The organism is Saccharopolyspora mangrovi, from assembly GCF_035320975.1.
Lineage (GTDB): Bacteria > Actinomycetota > Actinomycetes > Mycobacteriales > Pseudonocardiaceae > Saccharopolyspora > Saccharopolyspora mangrovi.
This window is the reverse complement of the sequence record NZ_JAWLNX010000008.1, coordinates 12,510-28,350: the sequence shown is the minus strand read 5'-3', so window position 1 is coordinate 28,350 and position 15,841 is coordinate 12,510. Positions and strand designations below refer to the sequence as shown.

Genomic DNA, 15,841 nt, shown 5'->3' with positions numbered 1-15,841 from the left:
TTTTCGCTTGTCCACCGAACAGAACGAACCCGGCATGATCGAGTTCCCGCCGGTCCCGGCACCCGACGAGCAGGCCTCGCGGGAAGCCGTGGCGCGGCAGGCGCAGCTGACCAAGCCGGCCGGTTCCCTGGGACGGCTGGAGGAGCTGGGCGTGTGGTTCGCCGGACGGCAGGGCACGTGCCCGCCGCGCCCGCCCGCACGCGCGCGGGTCGTGGTCTTCGCAGGTGATCACGGCGTCGCGCAGCACGGTGTCTCCGCGTACCCGCCCGAGGTGACCGGGCAGATGGTCGGCAACTTCCTCTCCGGGGGTGCCGCCGTGAACGTGCTCGCCTCGCACGCCGGGGCGACCGTGCGAGTCGTGGACATGTCGGTCAACGTCGACACCCCGCCGGTGGTCAGCGCGCACAAGGTGCGGCGCGGCTCCGGTGCGATCGACCGCGAGGACGCGCTGACCGACGAGCAGGTCCGGGCCGCGATCCAGGCCGGGCGGACCGTCGCCGACGAGGAGGTCGACTCCGGCGCCGACCTGCTCATCGCCGGTGACATGGGCATCGGCAACACCACGCCCGCCGCCGTGCTGATCTCGCTGCTCACCGGCACCGAGCCGGTCGCCGTGGTCGGTCGCGGCACCGGCATCGACGATCAGGCGTGGATGCGCAAGACCGCCGCGATCCGCGACGCGCTGCGCCGCGCCCGCAAGGTCCACAACGACCCGGTCGCGCTGCTGCGCACCTCCAGCGGTGCCGACATCGCCGCGCTCGCCGGTTTCCTCGCGCAAGCCTCCGTGCGCAAGACCCCGGTTCTGCTGGACGGCGTCGTCGTCGGCGCGGCGGCGCTGGTCGCCGAGGAGTTGGCGCCCGGGGCTCGGCAGTGGTGGCTGGCCGGGCACCGCTCGGCCGAGCCGGGCGGCCCGCTGGTGCTGCAGCACCTCGACCTGGAGCCGGTGCTGGACATGCAGCTGCGGCTGGGCGAGGGTTCCGGCGCGCTGACCGCGCTGCCGGTGCTGACCGCCGCGGTGAAGGTGCTGGCCGAGATGGCCACCTTCGACGAAGCCGGGGTCGCCGGCGAGGCCGGGGCGTGATCGACGGACTCCGGCTGGCGGTTTCCTGGCTGACGGTGCTGCCGGTTCCCGCAGGTCAGGTCGACGACCGCTCGTGCAGGCAGGCGATCTCGTTCGCCCCGCTGGTCGGCGCGCTCGTCGGCGGGATCGGGGCGCTGGCGCTGTGGGGCCTCAGCGCGCTGGGCGCTGCACCGCTGCTGGCCGGACTCCTCGTGGTGGCGCTGCTGGTGCTGGTCACCAGGGGCATGCACGTGGACGGGCTGGCCGACACCGTCGACGGGCTCGGCTGCTACGGACCGCCGGAACGCGCGCTGCAGGTCATGCGCGACGGCGGCGCCGGCCCGTTCGCCGTGGTCGCCCTGATCCTGGTGATCGGGGTGCAGGCGGTCGGCATCGGTGACCTCGCGCAGACCCCGTGGGCGCTGGTCCTCGCCTGCGCCACCGGCCGCGCCGGGTTCGTGCTGTGCTGCCGCAGCGGCCTGCCGCCCGCCCGTTCGGAAGGCATGGGCGCGCTCGTCGCGGGCAGCCAGCCGCTCTCGCTGGTGATCGGCTGGTGGCTCGCGGCGGCCCTCGCGGGCGTGCTGATCAGCCCCGCCGCGGCGGTCTCGGTCCTGGTCGCCGCGGGCGCGCTGGTGCTGTTCACCCGGCACGTCCGCCGCCGCTTCGGCGGGATCACCGGTGACGTGCTCGGCGCGGCCTCGGAGCTGGCGACGACCATCGTCCTGGTGGGTGCGTCCCTCGGCACCGGGCAGTTCTGACTGGAACTGCCCTCGGGTTAGGCTCCCGCGAGGCGGTGGGCGCTGGGAGTGGTGCCGCGGATCCGCTTGAAGGCCGCGCTGAAGCTGAAGGGATCGCCGTAGCCGACGGTGCGAGCGACCTCGGCGATCGTCCTGGAGGGCTCGGCCAGCAGGTCCGCGGCGAGCGTCATGCGCCACCGGGCCAGGTAGGTCAGCGGTGGTTCCCCGACCAGATCGCTGAAGCGCTTGGCCAGCGTCGAGCGCGACACCCCGACTCGACCGGCCAGCGCGGCGACCGTCCACTGCGCCGCCGGTTCGGCGTGCAGCAGTCGCAGCGCCTCACCCACCACGGGATCCCGCTGGGCCGCCCACCAGGCAGGAGGTTCACCGCCCGGGCGGTCGAACCACTCGCGCAGCGTGCACACCAGCATCCAGTCCAGCAGCCGGTCCAGCACCAGCTGCTGGCCCGGCGCGTCCACCGCGACCTCGACGGCCAGGTGGTCGAGGACCGGATCACCGGTGCCGCCGGACTCCACGCGCAGCACGACCGGCAGCGCTTCCAGCAGCCTGCGGCTGATCTCGCCGCGCAGCGGGTAGGCGCCGGTGATCAGCGTCGTCCCGCTCCCCTCCCCCGGGTCGTGCCAGCCGAGCCGGTGCCGCGTGCCGCCCTGCTCGGGGACCGAGCAGAACTCGCCGCACGCCAGCGGTTCCGCCGAGGTGCCCAGCTCGTCGACGAACGTGAACGTCGCAGGTCCACGCACCACGACGGTGTCCCGATCGCGCAGCGGCTCGGGCTCGCCCCGCTCCGGCACGATCCAGCCCTCGCCGTCGAGGACGGTGCACAAGGTCAGCGGGGCGCCGTCCACGAAGTGCAGCGACCACGGCGGGGTCAGCGTCGAGCTGCCGAACAGCGAGCCTTGGGCCCGCAGCCCGCGGAAGAGGTCACCGAACGCGTCCACACCACCGAAGCTAGACGATGACGCAGGTGATCCGGCTCCTCACCCATGTGCTCGTCCGGCAACGAGCGGTTGGATCGGTGCCATGAGCACCCTGACCACCCAGGACCTCGAACTCCTCCGACGCCCGCTGCACGGCTTCCTGTCGGTGGCCGCCGGGCCCGTCCCGCCGCAGCCCCGCCCGGTGTGGTTCGAGGCCACCGACGAGGGCACGATCGAGCTGTTCACCGACCCGGCCTCGCCCAAAGTCCGCCGCCTGCAATGCGATCCGCGCGCCTCGCTGGTCGTGGCCGCGCCAGCGACCGAACGCGAGCGCTGGGTGTCGGTCACCGGGCGGACCACCGTGGACACCGACGACGCGCGTGAGCTGGTCGAACGCCTCGCCGCCCGGTACTGGGACCTCGCCGACCCGACTCGTGCGCGAGACCTCGCCGAGCTCCGCGCCGGGACCTGGCTGCGCATCGTCCTCCACCCGGAGAAGATCGCCCGTCTCGAGTTCTGACACGACGGCGCCCCCTGCGGACGAACCGCAGGGGGCGCCGCGAGCCAGCGGGTCAGCCGAGCTTGGTCATCCAGCCGTGGGTGTCCTCGACCGTGCCGTACTGGATGCCGGTGAGGCGCTCGCGGAGCTTCATGGTCACTTCGCCGGGCTGCCCGTCGGCGATGCCGAACTCGCCGTCGCGGTGCTTGACGTGCCCGACCGGGGTGATCACCGCGGCCGTGCCGCACGCGAAGACCTCGGTGAGCTCGCCGGTGGTGGCGGCCTTCTCCCACTCCTCGACGGTGATCTTGCGCTCCTCGACCTGCATGCCGAGCTCCTTGCCCAGTTCCAGCAGCGAGGACCGGGTCACGCCGGGCAGCAGGCTGCCGCTGAGCGCGGGGGTCACCAGCTTCGCGTCGGCACCGGAGCCGAACACGAAGAACAGGTTCATGCCGCCCATCTCCTCGACCGTGTGCCGGTCGCAGGCGTCCAGCCAGACCACCTGGTCGCAGCCCTGCTCGACGGCCTGCGCCTGCGCCAGGAACGACGCCGCGTAGTTGCCCGCGAACTTGGCCGCACCGGTGCCGCCGGGGGCGGCGCGCACGTACTCGTGGCTCAACCACACCGTCACCGGCTTCACGCCACCGGCGAAGTAGGACCCGGCCGGCGAGGCGATCAGCGAGTACAGGTAGGTCTTCGACGGGTGGTTCACGCCCAAGCCGATCTCGGTGGAGACCATGAAGGGCCGCAGGTACAGCGAGCTCTCACCGGTGCTGGGAACCCACTCGCGGTCGACCGCGACCAGCTCGCGCAGCGATTCGACGAACAGCTCCTCGGGCAGCTCGGCCATCGCGATCCGCTTCGCTGAACTGCGGAAACGGCGGGCGTTGGCGTCCGGGCGGAACGCCGCGATCGAACCGTCGGGCTGCCGGTAGGCCTTGAGGCCCTCGAAGATCGCCTGCGCGTAGTGCAGGACCGACGTGGCCGGGTCGAACTCCAGCGTGTGGTACGCCTCCAGGCGGGCGTCGTGCCAGCCCTCGTCCTCGGACCACTTGATCGTCACCATGTGGTCGGTGAAGAACTTGCCGAACCCGGGATTCGCCAGTACCTCCGCGCGGCGCTCGGCTGAGGCCGGTTGCGGGTTGGGGGTCCGGGTGAAAGACAGTTCTCCGTTCATGCGCGTACGGTATCGCGTGCGCTGGAGCAGTGAAAACCGGCTTGTCGTCAGTTGGTCATCCAAGTATCGGCGACCCGCGGAAACGGACGGCGGGATTCTGCTGTTTCGTCCCCGCGGAATGCATATGATGTCCTCATGACCGAGGTCCAGAACACGCCCGCGCCCACCACCGTGCAGCAGGACGTCCGCGCCGGTGTGGTCGCCGCGCTGATGCCGTTCGGCGCGGGCATGTTGCTCACGCTCGGCTACGCGTGGATCGGCATCTTCGGCATCGTGCTGGCCGCGCTGGGCGTCGCGGGCTGGGGCTTCTGGTGGCGCAGCAAGCACCAGCAGTGGTTCCCCGAGCAGGTGACCACCGGTTCCGTGGTCGCCCAGACCGTCCTGGTCGCGGTGATCACCTTCCTGCTCTTCGTCACGATCAGCTGATCAGCGGAGCAGTCGCGCGGGAAGCGCGGGCAGGGGCCAGGAGGGGTCCGGGCGCGCGTCGCAGTAGGTGCCGTCGAACGGGAACGCGCTGTCCTTGGCCAGCGAGATCATGTCCTCGCCCTCGGCGCGCAGCTTCGCCAGTTCGGCGTTGCTGAAACGGCCTGCGGCGAGCGCGTCCTCGAGCTCGTCCTCGTCCTTCCAGGACCAACTGCCGTCGGGCATGACCTCGACGTCCAGCACGCCGTCGACCCGGCGCACGCCGTGCTCGTCCCGGCCGCGCGGGATCTCGAGGTTGACGTACCAGTTCCGGAACTCCCCGGAGGGTTCGAAGAACCACCACACCGACGACCAGCGGTTCTCGTGGACCAGCCGCAGCGTCGAAGTCCCCCGCCACGTCGAGCGGGCGGGCACGCGCGGGCCCGAGAACCGCTCCGCGAGCGGCATTTGGCGCGGACTCCGCCCGTCCGGGGAGGTCGTGATCCGGATCGGGGTGTCCGGCAGCACCCAGCACAGCAGGTCATCGCCGTCGTCGGAGACGACGCGGGCCGGGTGCACGGTGCCGAGCGAGCCGTCCAGGCGCCAGAAGCTGTAGAGCACCTCGTCGCCCGAAGACCACTGGTGCCGCCGAGAATCCCTGGTCAAATCGTCCACAATCGCGTTGGGCATGACCGCCTCATTTCCACCGGCGCGAAACCACTCCCGCCAGCAACGGACCGACAACAACCACACCGAGCGTTGTCAGCATCGCAGAAATCGGCATGCTCATCGCCAGCACGACCGACAAACCCATCCCAAGGCACGCACCCCGCATCGGCCAGGTGGGGCCATCGGAGAGCAGCAAACGGGCGCCTGCGTTGGCGAAAGCGTAATGCAGCAGCAGCGCGCAGGCCGCGAACGACATCAACGCGATCTGGTCGACCAGCTGCGAGACGATCACCGCGGCGACCCCGGTGATCAGGTCCAGCACGTACGGCGTCCCGGACGGGCCGGTGCGGCCGAGGACTCCCGGCAGCTCACCGTCGCGGACCAGCGCCAGCCCGGTCGAGCGCGCCGACTCCAGCGCCCCGAGCAGCACCGGCAGCAGCGCGACGGCCGCGCCGACGCACACCAGCGGCACCAGGTCGGCGGCAGCGGCGGCGGTGAGCACGTCGCGGATCGGCATCGGCGACAGCGCCAGCCGCTCCCAGCCCAGCTGGTAGGTCAGCGCCGCGATCATCAGCCCGAGCAGCACCGCCACCGCGACCAACGAGATCTTGGTGGCGCTCCGGACCGAGGCCCACGGCGCGCGGTCGCCGTCGTCGGCGGGGGCGGCGGGCCGCTCGAAACCGGTGAACGCGAAGAACAGCACCCCACCAGCACCGATGATGCCGACCGCGCTGTCCGGCGAGGCACCGGGATCGACGTGCGCGGGCAGGCCGCCCACCGGGGCGATCGCGAAGCAGATCGCCACCACCAGCGCGATCACCACCAGGCTCAGCCCGAGCCACAGCCACGCCGCGACACCGCGGATCCGCAGTCCGGTGGTCGCCGCGAGCACCACCAGCAGGATCACCGCGCCGGCCACCAGTGCGCTGGCCGAGGGCAGGAAGAACTCGCCGATCACGCGGGCGATCGCGGCCATCGCGGCGACCTGCGCGGCGAGGTGGGCGGAGGCGCCGACGCGGGCGGGCAGCAGCCCCATCCGCTCGCGCACGCACGTGTAGGCCGCGCCGGGACCGCGGTGGGCTCTGCCCTGGTAGGCGGTCGCGGAGGCCGCGCACACCGCGGCCAGCAGCGCGACCAGCACTCCCAGCGGTGCCCACGGGCCCGCCGCCGCTGCCGCCGGGCCCGGCCCGAGCAACACGCCGATGCCGACCATGCCGCCGAGCGCGAGCGGGAGCGCGTCGCGACCGGTCGTCAATCGACCGTCCGATTCAACCTGTCGGGTCACCGGCCCACCCTTGCAGACGAGTGCGGGGACATCAGCCGCCTGTCGGCTGACTCGTGGCGAGGGCCCCTCACTGAGCGTATGACGGACGTGTTGACCTCCCGCCATCGCGCCACGCCCACGGTGAACACGGCGATCGCCGGACAGCGCGGCGTTCTAGAGTGCGGGAAGGCTCTGGGAGAACCACAGCACCGATCCGGAGGATGACCACGTGACGACCCCGAAACTCGCCCTCACCGACACCGCGGTGGCCAAGCTGAGCGCGGACGCGCTCGTCATCGGCACCGTCGCCGGCGCCGAAGGCCTGCAGCTCGCGCCCGGTGCTGAGCCGGTCGCCACCGCGTTCGACGGCGACCTGGTGAAGGTGCTGACGTCGCTGGGTGCCAGCGGCAAGGCCGATGAGGTCGTCAAGCTGCCCGCCAACGGCCTGGCCGCGACCGTGCTGGTGGCTGTCGGCCTGGCCAAGGCGGGCGATGACGGCCCGAGCGCGGAGGCAGTGCGCCGCGCGTCCGGTGCCGCCGCCCGCGCGCTGTCCGGCGTCGAGCACGCCGCCACCACGCTGCCGGCGGCTGACCTGCCCGCGGCGGTGCAGGGCACGGTGATGGGCGCCTACGGCTTCACCGAGTACAAGTCGAGCAACGGCGACGGCCCGGTGGCCGCGGTGGACTTCGTGGTCCCCGACGCCAAGGCCGACACCGCCACCCACGCGCTCAAGGGCGGCACCGCGATCGGCGAGGCGGTCAACATCGCCCGCGACCTGATCAACACCCCGCCGAACGACCTGTTCCCGGCGTCGTTCGCCGAGCGCGCCATCGAGCTGGCCAAGTCCGCGGGCCTGGAGGTCGAGGTCCTCGACGACGCGGCGCTGCGCAAGCAGGGCTTCGGCGGCATCCTCGGCGTCGGCGCGGGCTCGTCCCGCCCGCCGCGCCTGGTGCGCATCCGGCACAAGGGCCCGAAGGCGGCGAAGAAGGTCGCGCTGGTCGGCAAGGGCATCACCTTCGACACCGGCGGCATCTCGCTGAAGCCGGGCGCGGGCATGGAGAACATGACCTCGGACATGTCCGGCGCGGCTTCGGTGATCGCGACGATGGTGCTGGCGGCGAAGCTGAACTACCCGCTGGAGATCACCGCGTGGGTGCCGATGGCCGAGAACATGCCCTCGGGCACCGCCTACCGGCCTGGCGACGTGCTGAAGATGTACGGCGGCAAGACCGTCGAGGTGCTCAACACCGACGCCGAGGGCCGGTTGATCCTGGTCGACGCGATGGTGCGGGCCTGCGAGGACGAGCCGGACTACCTGATCGAGACCTCGACGCTGACCGGCGCGCAGGTCGTGGCGCTGGGCAACCGAACCCCGGGCGTGATGGGCGAGGACGGCTTCCGCGACCGGGTGGCGAGGCTGTCGCAGGCCGCCGGTGAGGGCGGCTGGCCGATGCCGCTGCCCGACGAGCTGCGCGCCGACCTGGACTCCAAGCTCGCCGACCTGGCCAACGTCACCAACCACCGCTGGGGCGGCATGCTCGCCGCGGGCATCTTCCTGCGGGAGTTCGTGGCCGACGGCGTGCAGTGGGCGCACATCGACATCGCCGGCCCGGCGTACAACACCAACTCGCCGTGGGGCTACACCCCGAAGGGCGGCACCGGTGTCCCGGTGCGCACGCTGGCGGCGGTGCTGGCCGACATCGCCGAGAACGGCTGACACCCTGCGTTGCCGGGCCGGGGTTCCTGCGGGAGCCCCGGCCCGAATTATGTGACCCGGGTCACGAAAAGGTCACCACTGCGGGGTGCCCCGGTGTCACGATGGGTGCATGACCGAATCGCAACCGGCCACGCTGACCGCGGCCAGGCACGACTATCAGGTCGACGTGGTGTGGACCGGCAACACCGGCCAGGGCACCACTTCCTACCGCAGCTACGAGCGCACCCACGAGGTGCGCGCGGTCGGCAAGGACTCCATCGACGCCTCCGCCGACCCCGTCTTCCTGGGCGACGCGGACCGCTACAACCCCGAAGAACTGCTGGTCGCCTCGCTGTCGCAGTGCCACATGCTGTGGTTCCTGCACCTGGCGGCCGACTCCGGAGTGGTGGTCACCGGCTACCACGACCGGGCTCGCGGCATCCTCGCCGAGAACTCCGACGGCACCGGTCAATTCGAAGCCGTCGAGCTCGCCCCCGAGGTCACCGTCTGCGACCGCGCGACCGTCGACGTCGCCGAGGCGCTGCACGAGCGCGCCCACGAGCTCTGCTACATCGCCAAGTCCGTGACGTTCCCGGTGCGTTGCACACCGACGACGCGGGTCGCGAACTGATTCCCGGAGAATCGATTCAGCCGCAGCGCGGCCGTGCACGCGGTGAATCCGCGAAAAACGCGTGATCGCGCGTTCACGGCCGTTCGTCGGCGGCGCGCTGCGAACGGCGGCGAAGAATGCGCTGCCGGGCCTGGTAATCGCGCATCCGCTGCGGATATCCGACTTTCGCGACCTCGTAGAGCGGAATGCCGAGTTTGGCGGTGAAGCGCCCAGCAGCCGCCGGGGACGCCACGCGCCGCCGCGTCCACTCACCGTCGTGCGCGATGAGCAGCAACGTCGTTTCGGTGACCAGGGTGCGCGGTTCCAGGTAGCCCTCGACGCCGCGGCGCTGCGCGGCCCAGTCCCGGAGGTGGTCGGTGTCCGCGGAGGTGGCTCGTCTCCCGGTGCCGGGACGGCGGTTGCGGAACCGGTCGAATAATCCCACCGCACTCCCTCCCCAATGCCGATTCGGGCCGGTTGAGTTCGATTTTGCCACCGCGAACATGTGCGGAGTGTGAAAACGAGCTGAGAATGCGCGGCACCGAGTCCGCCGCAGGCGTCGAATGCAGCACAGATCACCCGGCCCACCGCGCATCGGCCGGTCGGGTGGTGACAAGATGGCCGGTGGTGTGCATGACCACCAGGTCACGCAACCGACTGCAAGTCAATGACGCCCTGTCGAGGAGTGCGAAGTGACCGACACGTCCGCCGATCTGGTCATTCTCGGCGGCGGTTCGGGCGGCTACGCCTGCGCTTTCCGCGCGGCTGAGCTGGGCCTGTCCGTCGTCCTCATTGAAAAGGACAAGCTCGGTGGGACCTGCCTGCACCGAGGTTGCATTCCGACCAAGGCCCTGCTGCACGCGGCCGAGGTCGCTGATTCCACCCGAGACGCCGACCAGTTCGGGGTGCGTGCCGCCCTGGAAGGCATCGACATCGACGGTGTCAACAAGTACAAGGACGACATCGTTTCGGGCCTGTACAAGGGTCTGCAGGGCCTGGCGAAGGCGCACAAGGTGACGTTGGTCGAGGGTGCGGGCACGCTGGTGGACGCCCACACCGTGGAGGTCAACGGCACCCGCTACACCGGTGAGAACGTGGTGCTGGCCACCGGTTCCTACTCCAAGTCGCTGCCCGGTCTGGAGCTGGGCGGGCGTGTGATCGCCAGCGAGCAGGCGCTGAACCTGGACTTCGTCCCGAACAAGGTCGTCGTGCTCGGCGGCGGTGTGATCGGTGTGGAGTTCGCCAGCGTCTGGGCCTCCTTCGGTGCCGAGGTCACCGTGGTGGAAGCGCTGCCGCACCTGGTGCCCAACGAGGACGAGTTCGCCTCCAAGCGCCTGGAGCGCGCCTTCCGCAAGCGCGGCATCAAGTTCAAGACGGGCGTGAAGTTCACCGGCGCCACCCAGAACGACGACGGGGTGTCGGTCAGCCTGGAAAACGGCGAGACCTACGAGGCGGACCTGCTGCTGGTGGCGGTGGGCCGCGGCCCGAACACCGCCGGGCACGGTTTCGAGCAGGTCGGCATCACCATGGAGCGCGGGTTCGTGCGCACCGACGAGCGGTTGCGCACCAACGTGCCGGGCGTGTTCGCCGTCGGTGACATCGTGCCGGGCCTGCAGCTGGCGCACCGCGGTTTCCAGCAGGGCATCTTCATCGCCGAGGAGATCGCGGGCCGCAACCCGCAGCCGATCGACGAGGCCGGCATCCCGCGGGTGACCTACTGCCACCCCGAGGTCGCCTCGGTGGGCCTGACCGAAGCCGCCGCCAAGGAGCAGTACGGCTCGGTGGAGACCTTCACCTACGACCTGGCCGGCAACGGCAAGAGCCAGATCCTCAAGACCCAGGGCGCGGTCAAGCTGGTCCGCGCGACCGACGGCCCCGTCGTCGGCCTGCACATGGTCGGCGACCGCGTCGGTGAGCTCATCGGTGAGGCGCAGCTGATCTACAACTGGGAGGCGCTGCCGGAGGACGTCGCTCCGCTGGTCCACGCCCACCCCACCCAGACCGAAGCCCTGGGCGAGGCCCACCTCGCCCTGGCCGGCAAGCCGCTGCACGTGCACGGCTGAACACAGCCCCACGCGACAGCAGCGAGAAGACAGCCGCACCCCGCCACACCACGAGGAGTCAGCAACAGATGGCCTTCTCCGTTCAGATGCCGGCGCTCGGCGAGAGCGTCGCCGAAGGCACGATCACCCGGTGGCTCAAGCAGGAGGGCGAGACCGTCGAGGTCGACGAACCCCTGCTGGAGGTCTCCACCGACAAGGTCGACACCGAAATCCCGTCCCCGGCCGCCGGTGTGCTGCAGCGCATCGTCGCGCAGGAGGACGACACCGTCGAGATCGGTGGTGAGCTCGCGATCATCGGCGACGCCGGTGAGGCGCCCGCGGCTCCGGCCGCCGAGCCCGCTCCGGCCGCTGAGCCCGAGCCCGCCCCCGCCGCCGAGGCTCCCGCTCCGGCCGCCGAATCTGCTCCGGCTTCCGCCGCCGCGGCCCCGGCCGGTGGCGCGCAGGGCACCGACGTGACCATGCCCGCGCTGGGCGAGAGCGTCGCCGAGGGCACGATCACCCGGTGGCTCAAGCAGATCGGCGAGTCCGTCGAGGTCGACGAGCCGCTGCTGGAGGTCTCCACCGACAAGGTCGACACCGAGATCCCGTCGCCGGTCGCCGGCACGCTGCTGGAGATCACCGCAGGTGAGGACGACACCGTCGAGGTCGGCGCGAAGCTCGCCGTGATCGGGGAGGCCGGCGCCTCCGCGCCCGCCGCTCCGGCTTCCGAGCCCGCGCCCCCGGCCCAGTCGGCCCCGGCCCAGACCGCTCCGGCCCCGGCCGCCGCTGCTCCGGCTCCCGCCGCGCCCGCCGCTCCGGCCCAGTCGACTCCGGCCGCCCCGGCAGAGGAAGAGGCGCCGGCGAACAACGGTGGCGCTCCGTACGTGACTCCGCTGGTGCGCAAGCTGGCCAACGAGCACGGCATCGACCTGACCTCGATCAAGGGCAGCGGTGTCGGCGGCCGGATCCGCAAGCAGGACGTCCAGGCGGCCATCGACGCCGAGCAGGCCCCGGCCCAGACGGCTCCGGCCGCCCCGGCCGCTGCCGCCGCGAGCCCGGCCCCGGCCACCGCAGTCGAGCCGTCGGAGGAGGCCAAGGCGCTGCGCGGCACCACGCAGAAGATGTCGCGCCTGCGGCAGCTGCTGGCCCGCCGCATGGTCGAGTCGCTGCAGACCGCGGCGCAGCTGACCACGGTGATCGAGGTCGACGTCACCCGCATCGCACGGCTGCGCGAGCGTGCCAAGGGCAGCTTCGAGGCGTCCGAGGGCGTCAAGCTCTCGTTCCTGCCGTTCTTCGCCAAGGCCGCGGCCGAGGCGCTGAAGCTGCACCCGAAGCTCAACGCCTCGATCGACGAGGAGAACAGCTCGGTCACCTACCACGGCGCCGAGCACCTCTCGATCGCGGTGGACACCGAGCGAGGCCTGGTCTCGCCGGTGATCCACGACGCCGGCGACCTCAACCTCGGCGGCCTGGCCCGCAAGATCGCCGACCTGGCGGCGCGGACCCGCAACAACAAGATCAAGCCTGACGAGCTCTCCGGTGGCACTTTCACCATCACCAACACCGGTAGCCGCGGCGCGCTGTTCGACACGCCGATCCTGAACCCGCCGCAGGTGGGCATGCTGGGCACCGGCACGGTCGTCAAGCGCCCGGTCGTGGTGGCCGACGAGAACGGTGGCGACACGATCGCGATCCGTTCGATGGTGTACCTGGCGCTGTCCTACGACCACCGCCTGGTCGACGGCGCCGACGCCGCCCGCTTCCTGACCACGCTCAAGCAGCGCCTGGAAGAAGGAGCCTTCGAGGCCGATCTCGGCCTCTGATCGTTCGAGCAGGAGCGACCGCTCACCGGATTCGGTGGGCGGTCGCTTTTTTCGCGTCCGATAGGTTCGCGTGCGTTCAGCCGGTGGGGGACGATGCCGGGCATGCGCGTCGTCGTCGCCGGTTCCTCGGGATTGATCGGTACGTCACTGGTGGCCGGGCTCCGCCAGGGCGAGCACGAAGTGGTGCGGCTGGTCCGCCGACTGCCCGCCGCTCCTGACGAGCGGGGGTGGGACCCCGACGCCGGGCGGCTGGACGCCGACGCCCTGGAGGGCGCGGACGCGGTGGTCAACCTCAGCGGTCCGGGCATCGGCGACAAGCGCTGGAACCCGGAGCGCAAGCGACACCTGCTGCGGGCGCGCGTGCGGGCCACCGAGGTGATCGCGAAGGCGGTCGCCGATTTCGGCGTTCCGGTGCTGGCCAACGCCTCGGCGGTCGGGTACTACGGCGACACCGGGTCGCACCCGGTCACCGAGTCCTCCCCGTCAGGATCGGACTTCCTGGCCGGGCTGTGCCGGAGGTGGGAGGCGGCGACGGCACCGGCCGCCGACGCGGGAGCCCGGGTGGTGCTGCTGCGCAGCGGACTGGTGATCTCCCCTTCCGGCGGTCTGCTCGGCAAGCTCAAGCCGCTGTTCTCGCTGATGCTGGGCGGTCGGCTCGGTTCGGGGACGCAGTACATGCCGTGGATCTCGCTGGACGACGAGGTGGCCGCGATCCGGTTCGCGCTGGAGAACCCCGACATCTCGGGGCCGGTGAACCTGACCGGACCGGCGCCGGTGACCAACGCCGAGTTCACCCGCGCGCTCGGCGAGGCGCTGGGACGTCCGGCGCCGTGGATCGTGCCGGGTTTCGCGCTGCGGATCGGCATGGGCGAGCTGGCCGACACGGCGCTGACCGGCCAGCGAGCGATGCCCACGGTGCTGGAGGCCAACGGCTTCGCGTTCCAGCACCCGACGCTCGTCGCGGCCCTGGCCGCAGCTACCGGGAAGTAGCCGACCTTCGGCTGCCAGGCTGTTCAGGAGGCGTAGCCTGACGCCGTGAGTCGTGCCAATTCTTCCTGTCGCGCGTCGTCCGAGCCGATGACCGTGCGGCACCTGGGAACCATCGATTACCTGGACGCCTGGGACCTGCAGCGCGAGCTGGCCGACGGCCGCGTCGAGGGCCAGAACCCGGACACCCTGCTGCTGCTGGAGCACCCGTCGGTCTACACGGCGGGCAAGCGGACTCAGCCGGAAGACCGCCCGTCGGACGGCACGCCGGTCATCGACGTCGATCGCGGTGGCAAGATCACCTGGCACGGTCCCGGTCAGATCGTCGGCTACCCGATCGTGCAGCTGTCCGATCCGATCGACGTCGTGGACTACGTGCGCCGCCTGGAGCAGGCGCTGATCCACGTGTGCGACCAGCTCGGTCTGGAAGCCGGCCGGGTCGAGGGGCGCAGCGGCGTGTGGCTGCCCGCCGCGGACGGCCGACCGGAGCGCAAGATCGCCGCCATCGGCATCCGCGTGCAGCGCGGTGTGACGATGCACGGCCTGGAGCTCAACTGCAACGCCGACCTCAGCGAGTTCGACCGCATCATCCCCTGCGGCATCGCCGATGCCGGAACCACGTCGTTGTCGGCCGAGCTGGGCCGCGACGTCCCGGTCGACGAGGTGTACCCGCTGGTGGAGCAGGCCGTGCAGGACGCGCTGGACGGCCGGCTGGAACTCACCGAGCGCAACATCCCCCGCGACCAGCCCGCCGCCGCGGGTGTCACGCTGGCGCTGGATCCGAGCTTGCGCTGACAAACCCGACTCCACTCCTCTAGTATTCCGGAAATACGGACTACTGGAGGAGTGGCATGTCGCTGTCCCGCCGAAGCCTGCTCGTCGCAGCCGGAGCCACCGCTCCCCTGCTGCTGACCCGCCCCGCCCTCGCCGCACCGCCGGACCTGAGCACGCCCGAGGGCTGGCTGACCTGGATCGCCGCCCACCGCGACGGACTGGGCCTGGTCCTCGACGACGGTCGCGGCGCCCGCCTGAGCCATCGCGCCGACGTGACGCAGCCGCTGGCCTCGGCGGTCAAGGTGCTGCACCTGGCGGCCTACGCCGACGCCGTCGCGGCAGGCCGGCTCGACCCGCGCGAGCAGGTGCGGGTCGGGGACTGGGAGCGCTACTACGTGCCCACCGACGGCGGCACGCACCCCGCGAGCCTGCGCCACCTCGGCGTGCCCCTCGACGAGACCGGGCTCCACGCGGCCGATCCCGAGCACCGGGTACCTCTCGACGACGTGGTCGCGGCGATGATCCTGTTCAGCGACAGCGCCGCCCCGGACCTGCTGCGCGATCGGCTCGGCGCCGACGCAGTGGCCCGCGCCGGGGCTGTGCGCGGCTGGCCGGACGCCGACGTGCGGTCGTTGTGCGCGGAGTACCTGTTCCTCGCGCTCCCCGAAACCGCGCCCCCGGCAGGACTTCCGGTGGCCGCGCGGCAGGCGTGGGGGTTCGCGCTCGAACGGCGCCACCGCGACGGTCCCGCGCTGCGGCAGGAAGTGCTGCGACGGCTGCAGGCGGGCACGCCCGGATACCCCGCGCAGGTGGCGTGGGCGTCGGCGACGGCCGCCGGATCAGCGGAGCGGTTGGCCGCGGTGCACCGCGCGCTCAGCGCCGAAGGCGGGCTCGCGCGCGAGCACCTGGAGCGCCCGACGAGCTCGCCGCCTCCGGGACTGGTCGGCGTCGGCATCAAGGGCGGCAGCCTGCCCGGCGTTCTGACCAGCGGAATCTCGGTTCGTCGAGCGGACGGAACGCTCGGCTGGGGCGCGCTGCTGGCGCACGGGGACATCAGCCCCGAGCAGCTGAGCACCGGCGATCCGGCACTGCCGCTGCTGCTGGCGCTCCTCGACGCGCGTTGGCGGGACCGGCTGGTGGCGGCGCTGGGCGGCTGAGGCAAG

The 15,841-nt window shown here is 71.6% G+C and carries 16 protein-coding genes; 11 read left to right on the top strand and 5 right to left on the bottom strand.

The features are described 5' to 3' along the window. The first annotated feature begins 34 nt into the window (after window positions 1–34). Window positions 35–1,081, top strand: coding sequence for a nicotinate-nucleotide--dimethylbenzimidazole phosphoribosyltransferase (cobT, locus tag R4I43_RS13325; RefSeq protein ID WP_324266154.1), 1,047 nt, complete (start codon window positions 35–37; stop codon window positions 1,079–1,081). Continuing rightward, complete coding sequence (gene cobS, locus R4I43_RS13320) at window positions 1,081–1,818, top strand: adenosylcobinamide-GDP ribazoletransferase (RefSeq protein ID WP_324266153.1); 738 nt, start codon at window positions 1,081–1,083, stop codon at window positions 1,816–1,818. The genes cobT and cobS overlap by 1 nt, the downstream gene beginning before the upstream one ends. A gap of 17 nt (window positions 1,819–1,835) precedes the next feature. Here the strand turns inward: cobS and R4I43_RS13315 are convergent, their stop codons facing one another. Then, window positions 1,836–2,756, bottom strand: a complete 921-nt coding sequence (locus R4I43_RS13315; protein WP_324265924.1) for an AraC family transcriptional regulator — start codon at window positions 2,754–2,756, stop codon at window positions 1,836–1,838. Window positions 2,757–2,838: 82 nt separating this feature from the next. Between R4I43_RS13315 and R4I43_RS13310 the strand changes: the two genes are divergently transcribed. Continuing rightward, window positions 2,839–3,255, top strand: a complete 417-nt coding sequence (locus tag R4I43_RS13310) for a pyridoxamine 5'-phosphate oxidase family protein (protein ID WP_324265923.1) — start codon at window positions 2,839–2,841, stop codon at window positions 3,253–3,255. A 52-nt stretch (window positions 3,256–3,307) separates the two neighbouring features. On the opposite strand, the gene R4I43_RS13305 is transcribed toward R4I43_RS13310, so the two are convergent. Beyond that, the gene (locus tag R4I43_RS13305; protein WP_324265922.1) at window positions 3,308–4,411 is read right to left on the bottom strand and encodes a branched-chain amino acid aminotransferase; all 1,104 of its coding nucleotides are present in this window, start codon (window positions 4,409–4,411) and stop codon (window positions 3,308–3,310) included. Between the two features lie 135 nt (window positions 4,412–4,546). On the opposite strand from R4I43_RS13305, the gene R4I43_RS13300 reads away from it, so the two are divergent. Then, window positions 4,547–4,837, top strand: coding sequence for a hypothetical protein (locus tag R4I43_RS13300; protein ID WP_324265921.1), 291 nt, complete (start codon window positions 4,547–4,549; stop codon window positions 4,835–4,837). Here the strand turns inward: R4I43_RS13300 and R4I43_RS13295 are convergent, their stop codons facing one another. Both R4I43_RS13295 and R4I43_RS13290 read right to left on the bottom strand, forming a co-directional pair. Then, window positions 4,838–5,503: a DUF402 domain-containing protein gene (locus tag R4I43_RS13295; protein WP_324265920.1), complete on the bottom strand. Its 666-nt coding sequence runs from the start codon at window positions 5,501–5,503 to the stop codon at window positions 4,838–4,840. Window positions 5,504–5,510: 7 nt separating this feature from the next. Further along, on the bottom strand, window positions 5,511–6,767 hold the full coding sequence (locus tag R4I43_RS13290; RefSeq protein WP_324265919.1) for an APC family permease: 1,257 nt from the start codon (window positions 6,765–6,767) through the stop codon (window positions 5,511–5,513). Between the two features lie 208 nt (window positions 6,768–6,975). Between R4I43_RS13290 and R4I43_RS13285 the strand changes: the two genes are divergently transcribed. Beyond that, the gene (locus tag R4I43_RS13285) at window positions 6,976–8,463 is read left to right on the top strand and encodes a leucyl aminopeptidase (RefSeq protein ID WP_324265918.1); all 1,488 of its coding nucleotides are present in this window, start codon (window positions 6,976–6,978) and stop codon (window positions 8,461–8,463) included. A gap of 109 nt (window positions 8,464–8,572) precedes the next feature. Then, entirely contained in the window at window positions 8,573–9,073 is a 501-nt protein-coding gene (locus R4I43_RS13280) for an OsmC family protein (protein WP_324265917.1), read from the top strand. A 73-nt stretch (window positions 9,074–9,146) separates the two neighbouring features. Here the strand turns inward: R4I43_RS13280 and R4I43_RS13275 are convergent, their stop codons facing one another. Next, entirely contained in the window at window positions 9,147–9,497 is a 351-nt protein-coding gene (locus R4I43_RS13275; protein WP_324265916.1) for an oxidoreductase, read from the bottom strand. A gap of 247 nt (window positions 9,498–9,744) precedes the next feature. On the opposite strand from R4I43_RS13275, the gene lpdA reads away from it, so the two are divergent. The 5 genes from lpdA (at window position 9,745) to R4I43_RS13250 (ending at window position 15,835) form a co-directional block, all read left to right on the top strand. Next, window positions 9,745–11,115 carry a dihydrolipoyl dehydrogenase gene (gene lpdA, locus R4I43_RS13270; protein WP_324265915.1) on the top strand — a complete coding sequence of 457 codons (1,371 nt, stop codon included), beginning with the start codon at window positions 9,745–9,747 and terminating at the stop codon, window positions 11,113–11,115. Between the two features lie 68 nt (window positions 11,116–11,183). Next, window positions 11,184–12,917, top strand: a complete 1,734-nt coding sequence (gene sucB, locus R4I43_RS13265; protein ID WP_324265914.1) for a 2-oxoglutarate dehydrogenase, E2 component, dihydrolipoamide succinyltransferase — start codon at window positions 11,184–11,186, stop codon at window positions 12,915–12,917. A 102-nt stretch (window positions 12,918–13,019) separates the two neighbouring features. Next, window positions 13,020–13,907 (top strand): TIGR01777 family oxidoreductase, encoded by an 888-nt coding sequence (locus R4I43_RS13260; protein ID WP_324265913.1) that lies wholly within the window; start codon window positions 13,020–13,022, stop codon window positions 13,905–13,907. A 45-nt stretch (window positions 13,908–13,952) separates the two neighbouring features. Then, window positions 13,953–14,699 carry a lipoyl(octanoyl) transferase LipB gene (gene lipB, locus R4I43_RS13255; protein ID WP_324265912.1) on the top strand — a complete coding sequence of 249 codons (747 nt, stop codon included), beginning with the start codon at window positions 13,953–13,955 and terminating at the stop codon, window positions 14,697–14,699. A 56-nt stretch (window positions 14,700–14,755) separates the two neighbouring features. Further along, window positions 14,756–15,835, top strand: a complete 1,080-nt coding sequence (locus tag R4I43_RS13250; RefSeq protein ID WP_324265911.1) for a serine hydrolase — start codon at window positions 14,756–14,758, stop codon at window positions 15,833–15,835. The last annotated feature ends 6 nt before the right edge of the window (window positions 15,836–15,841 follow it).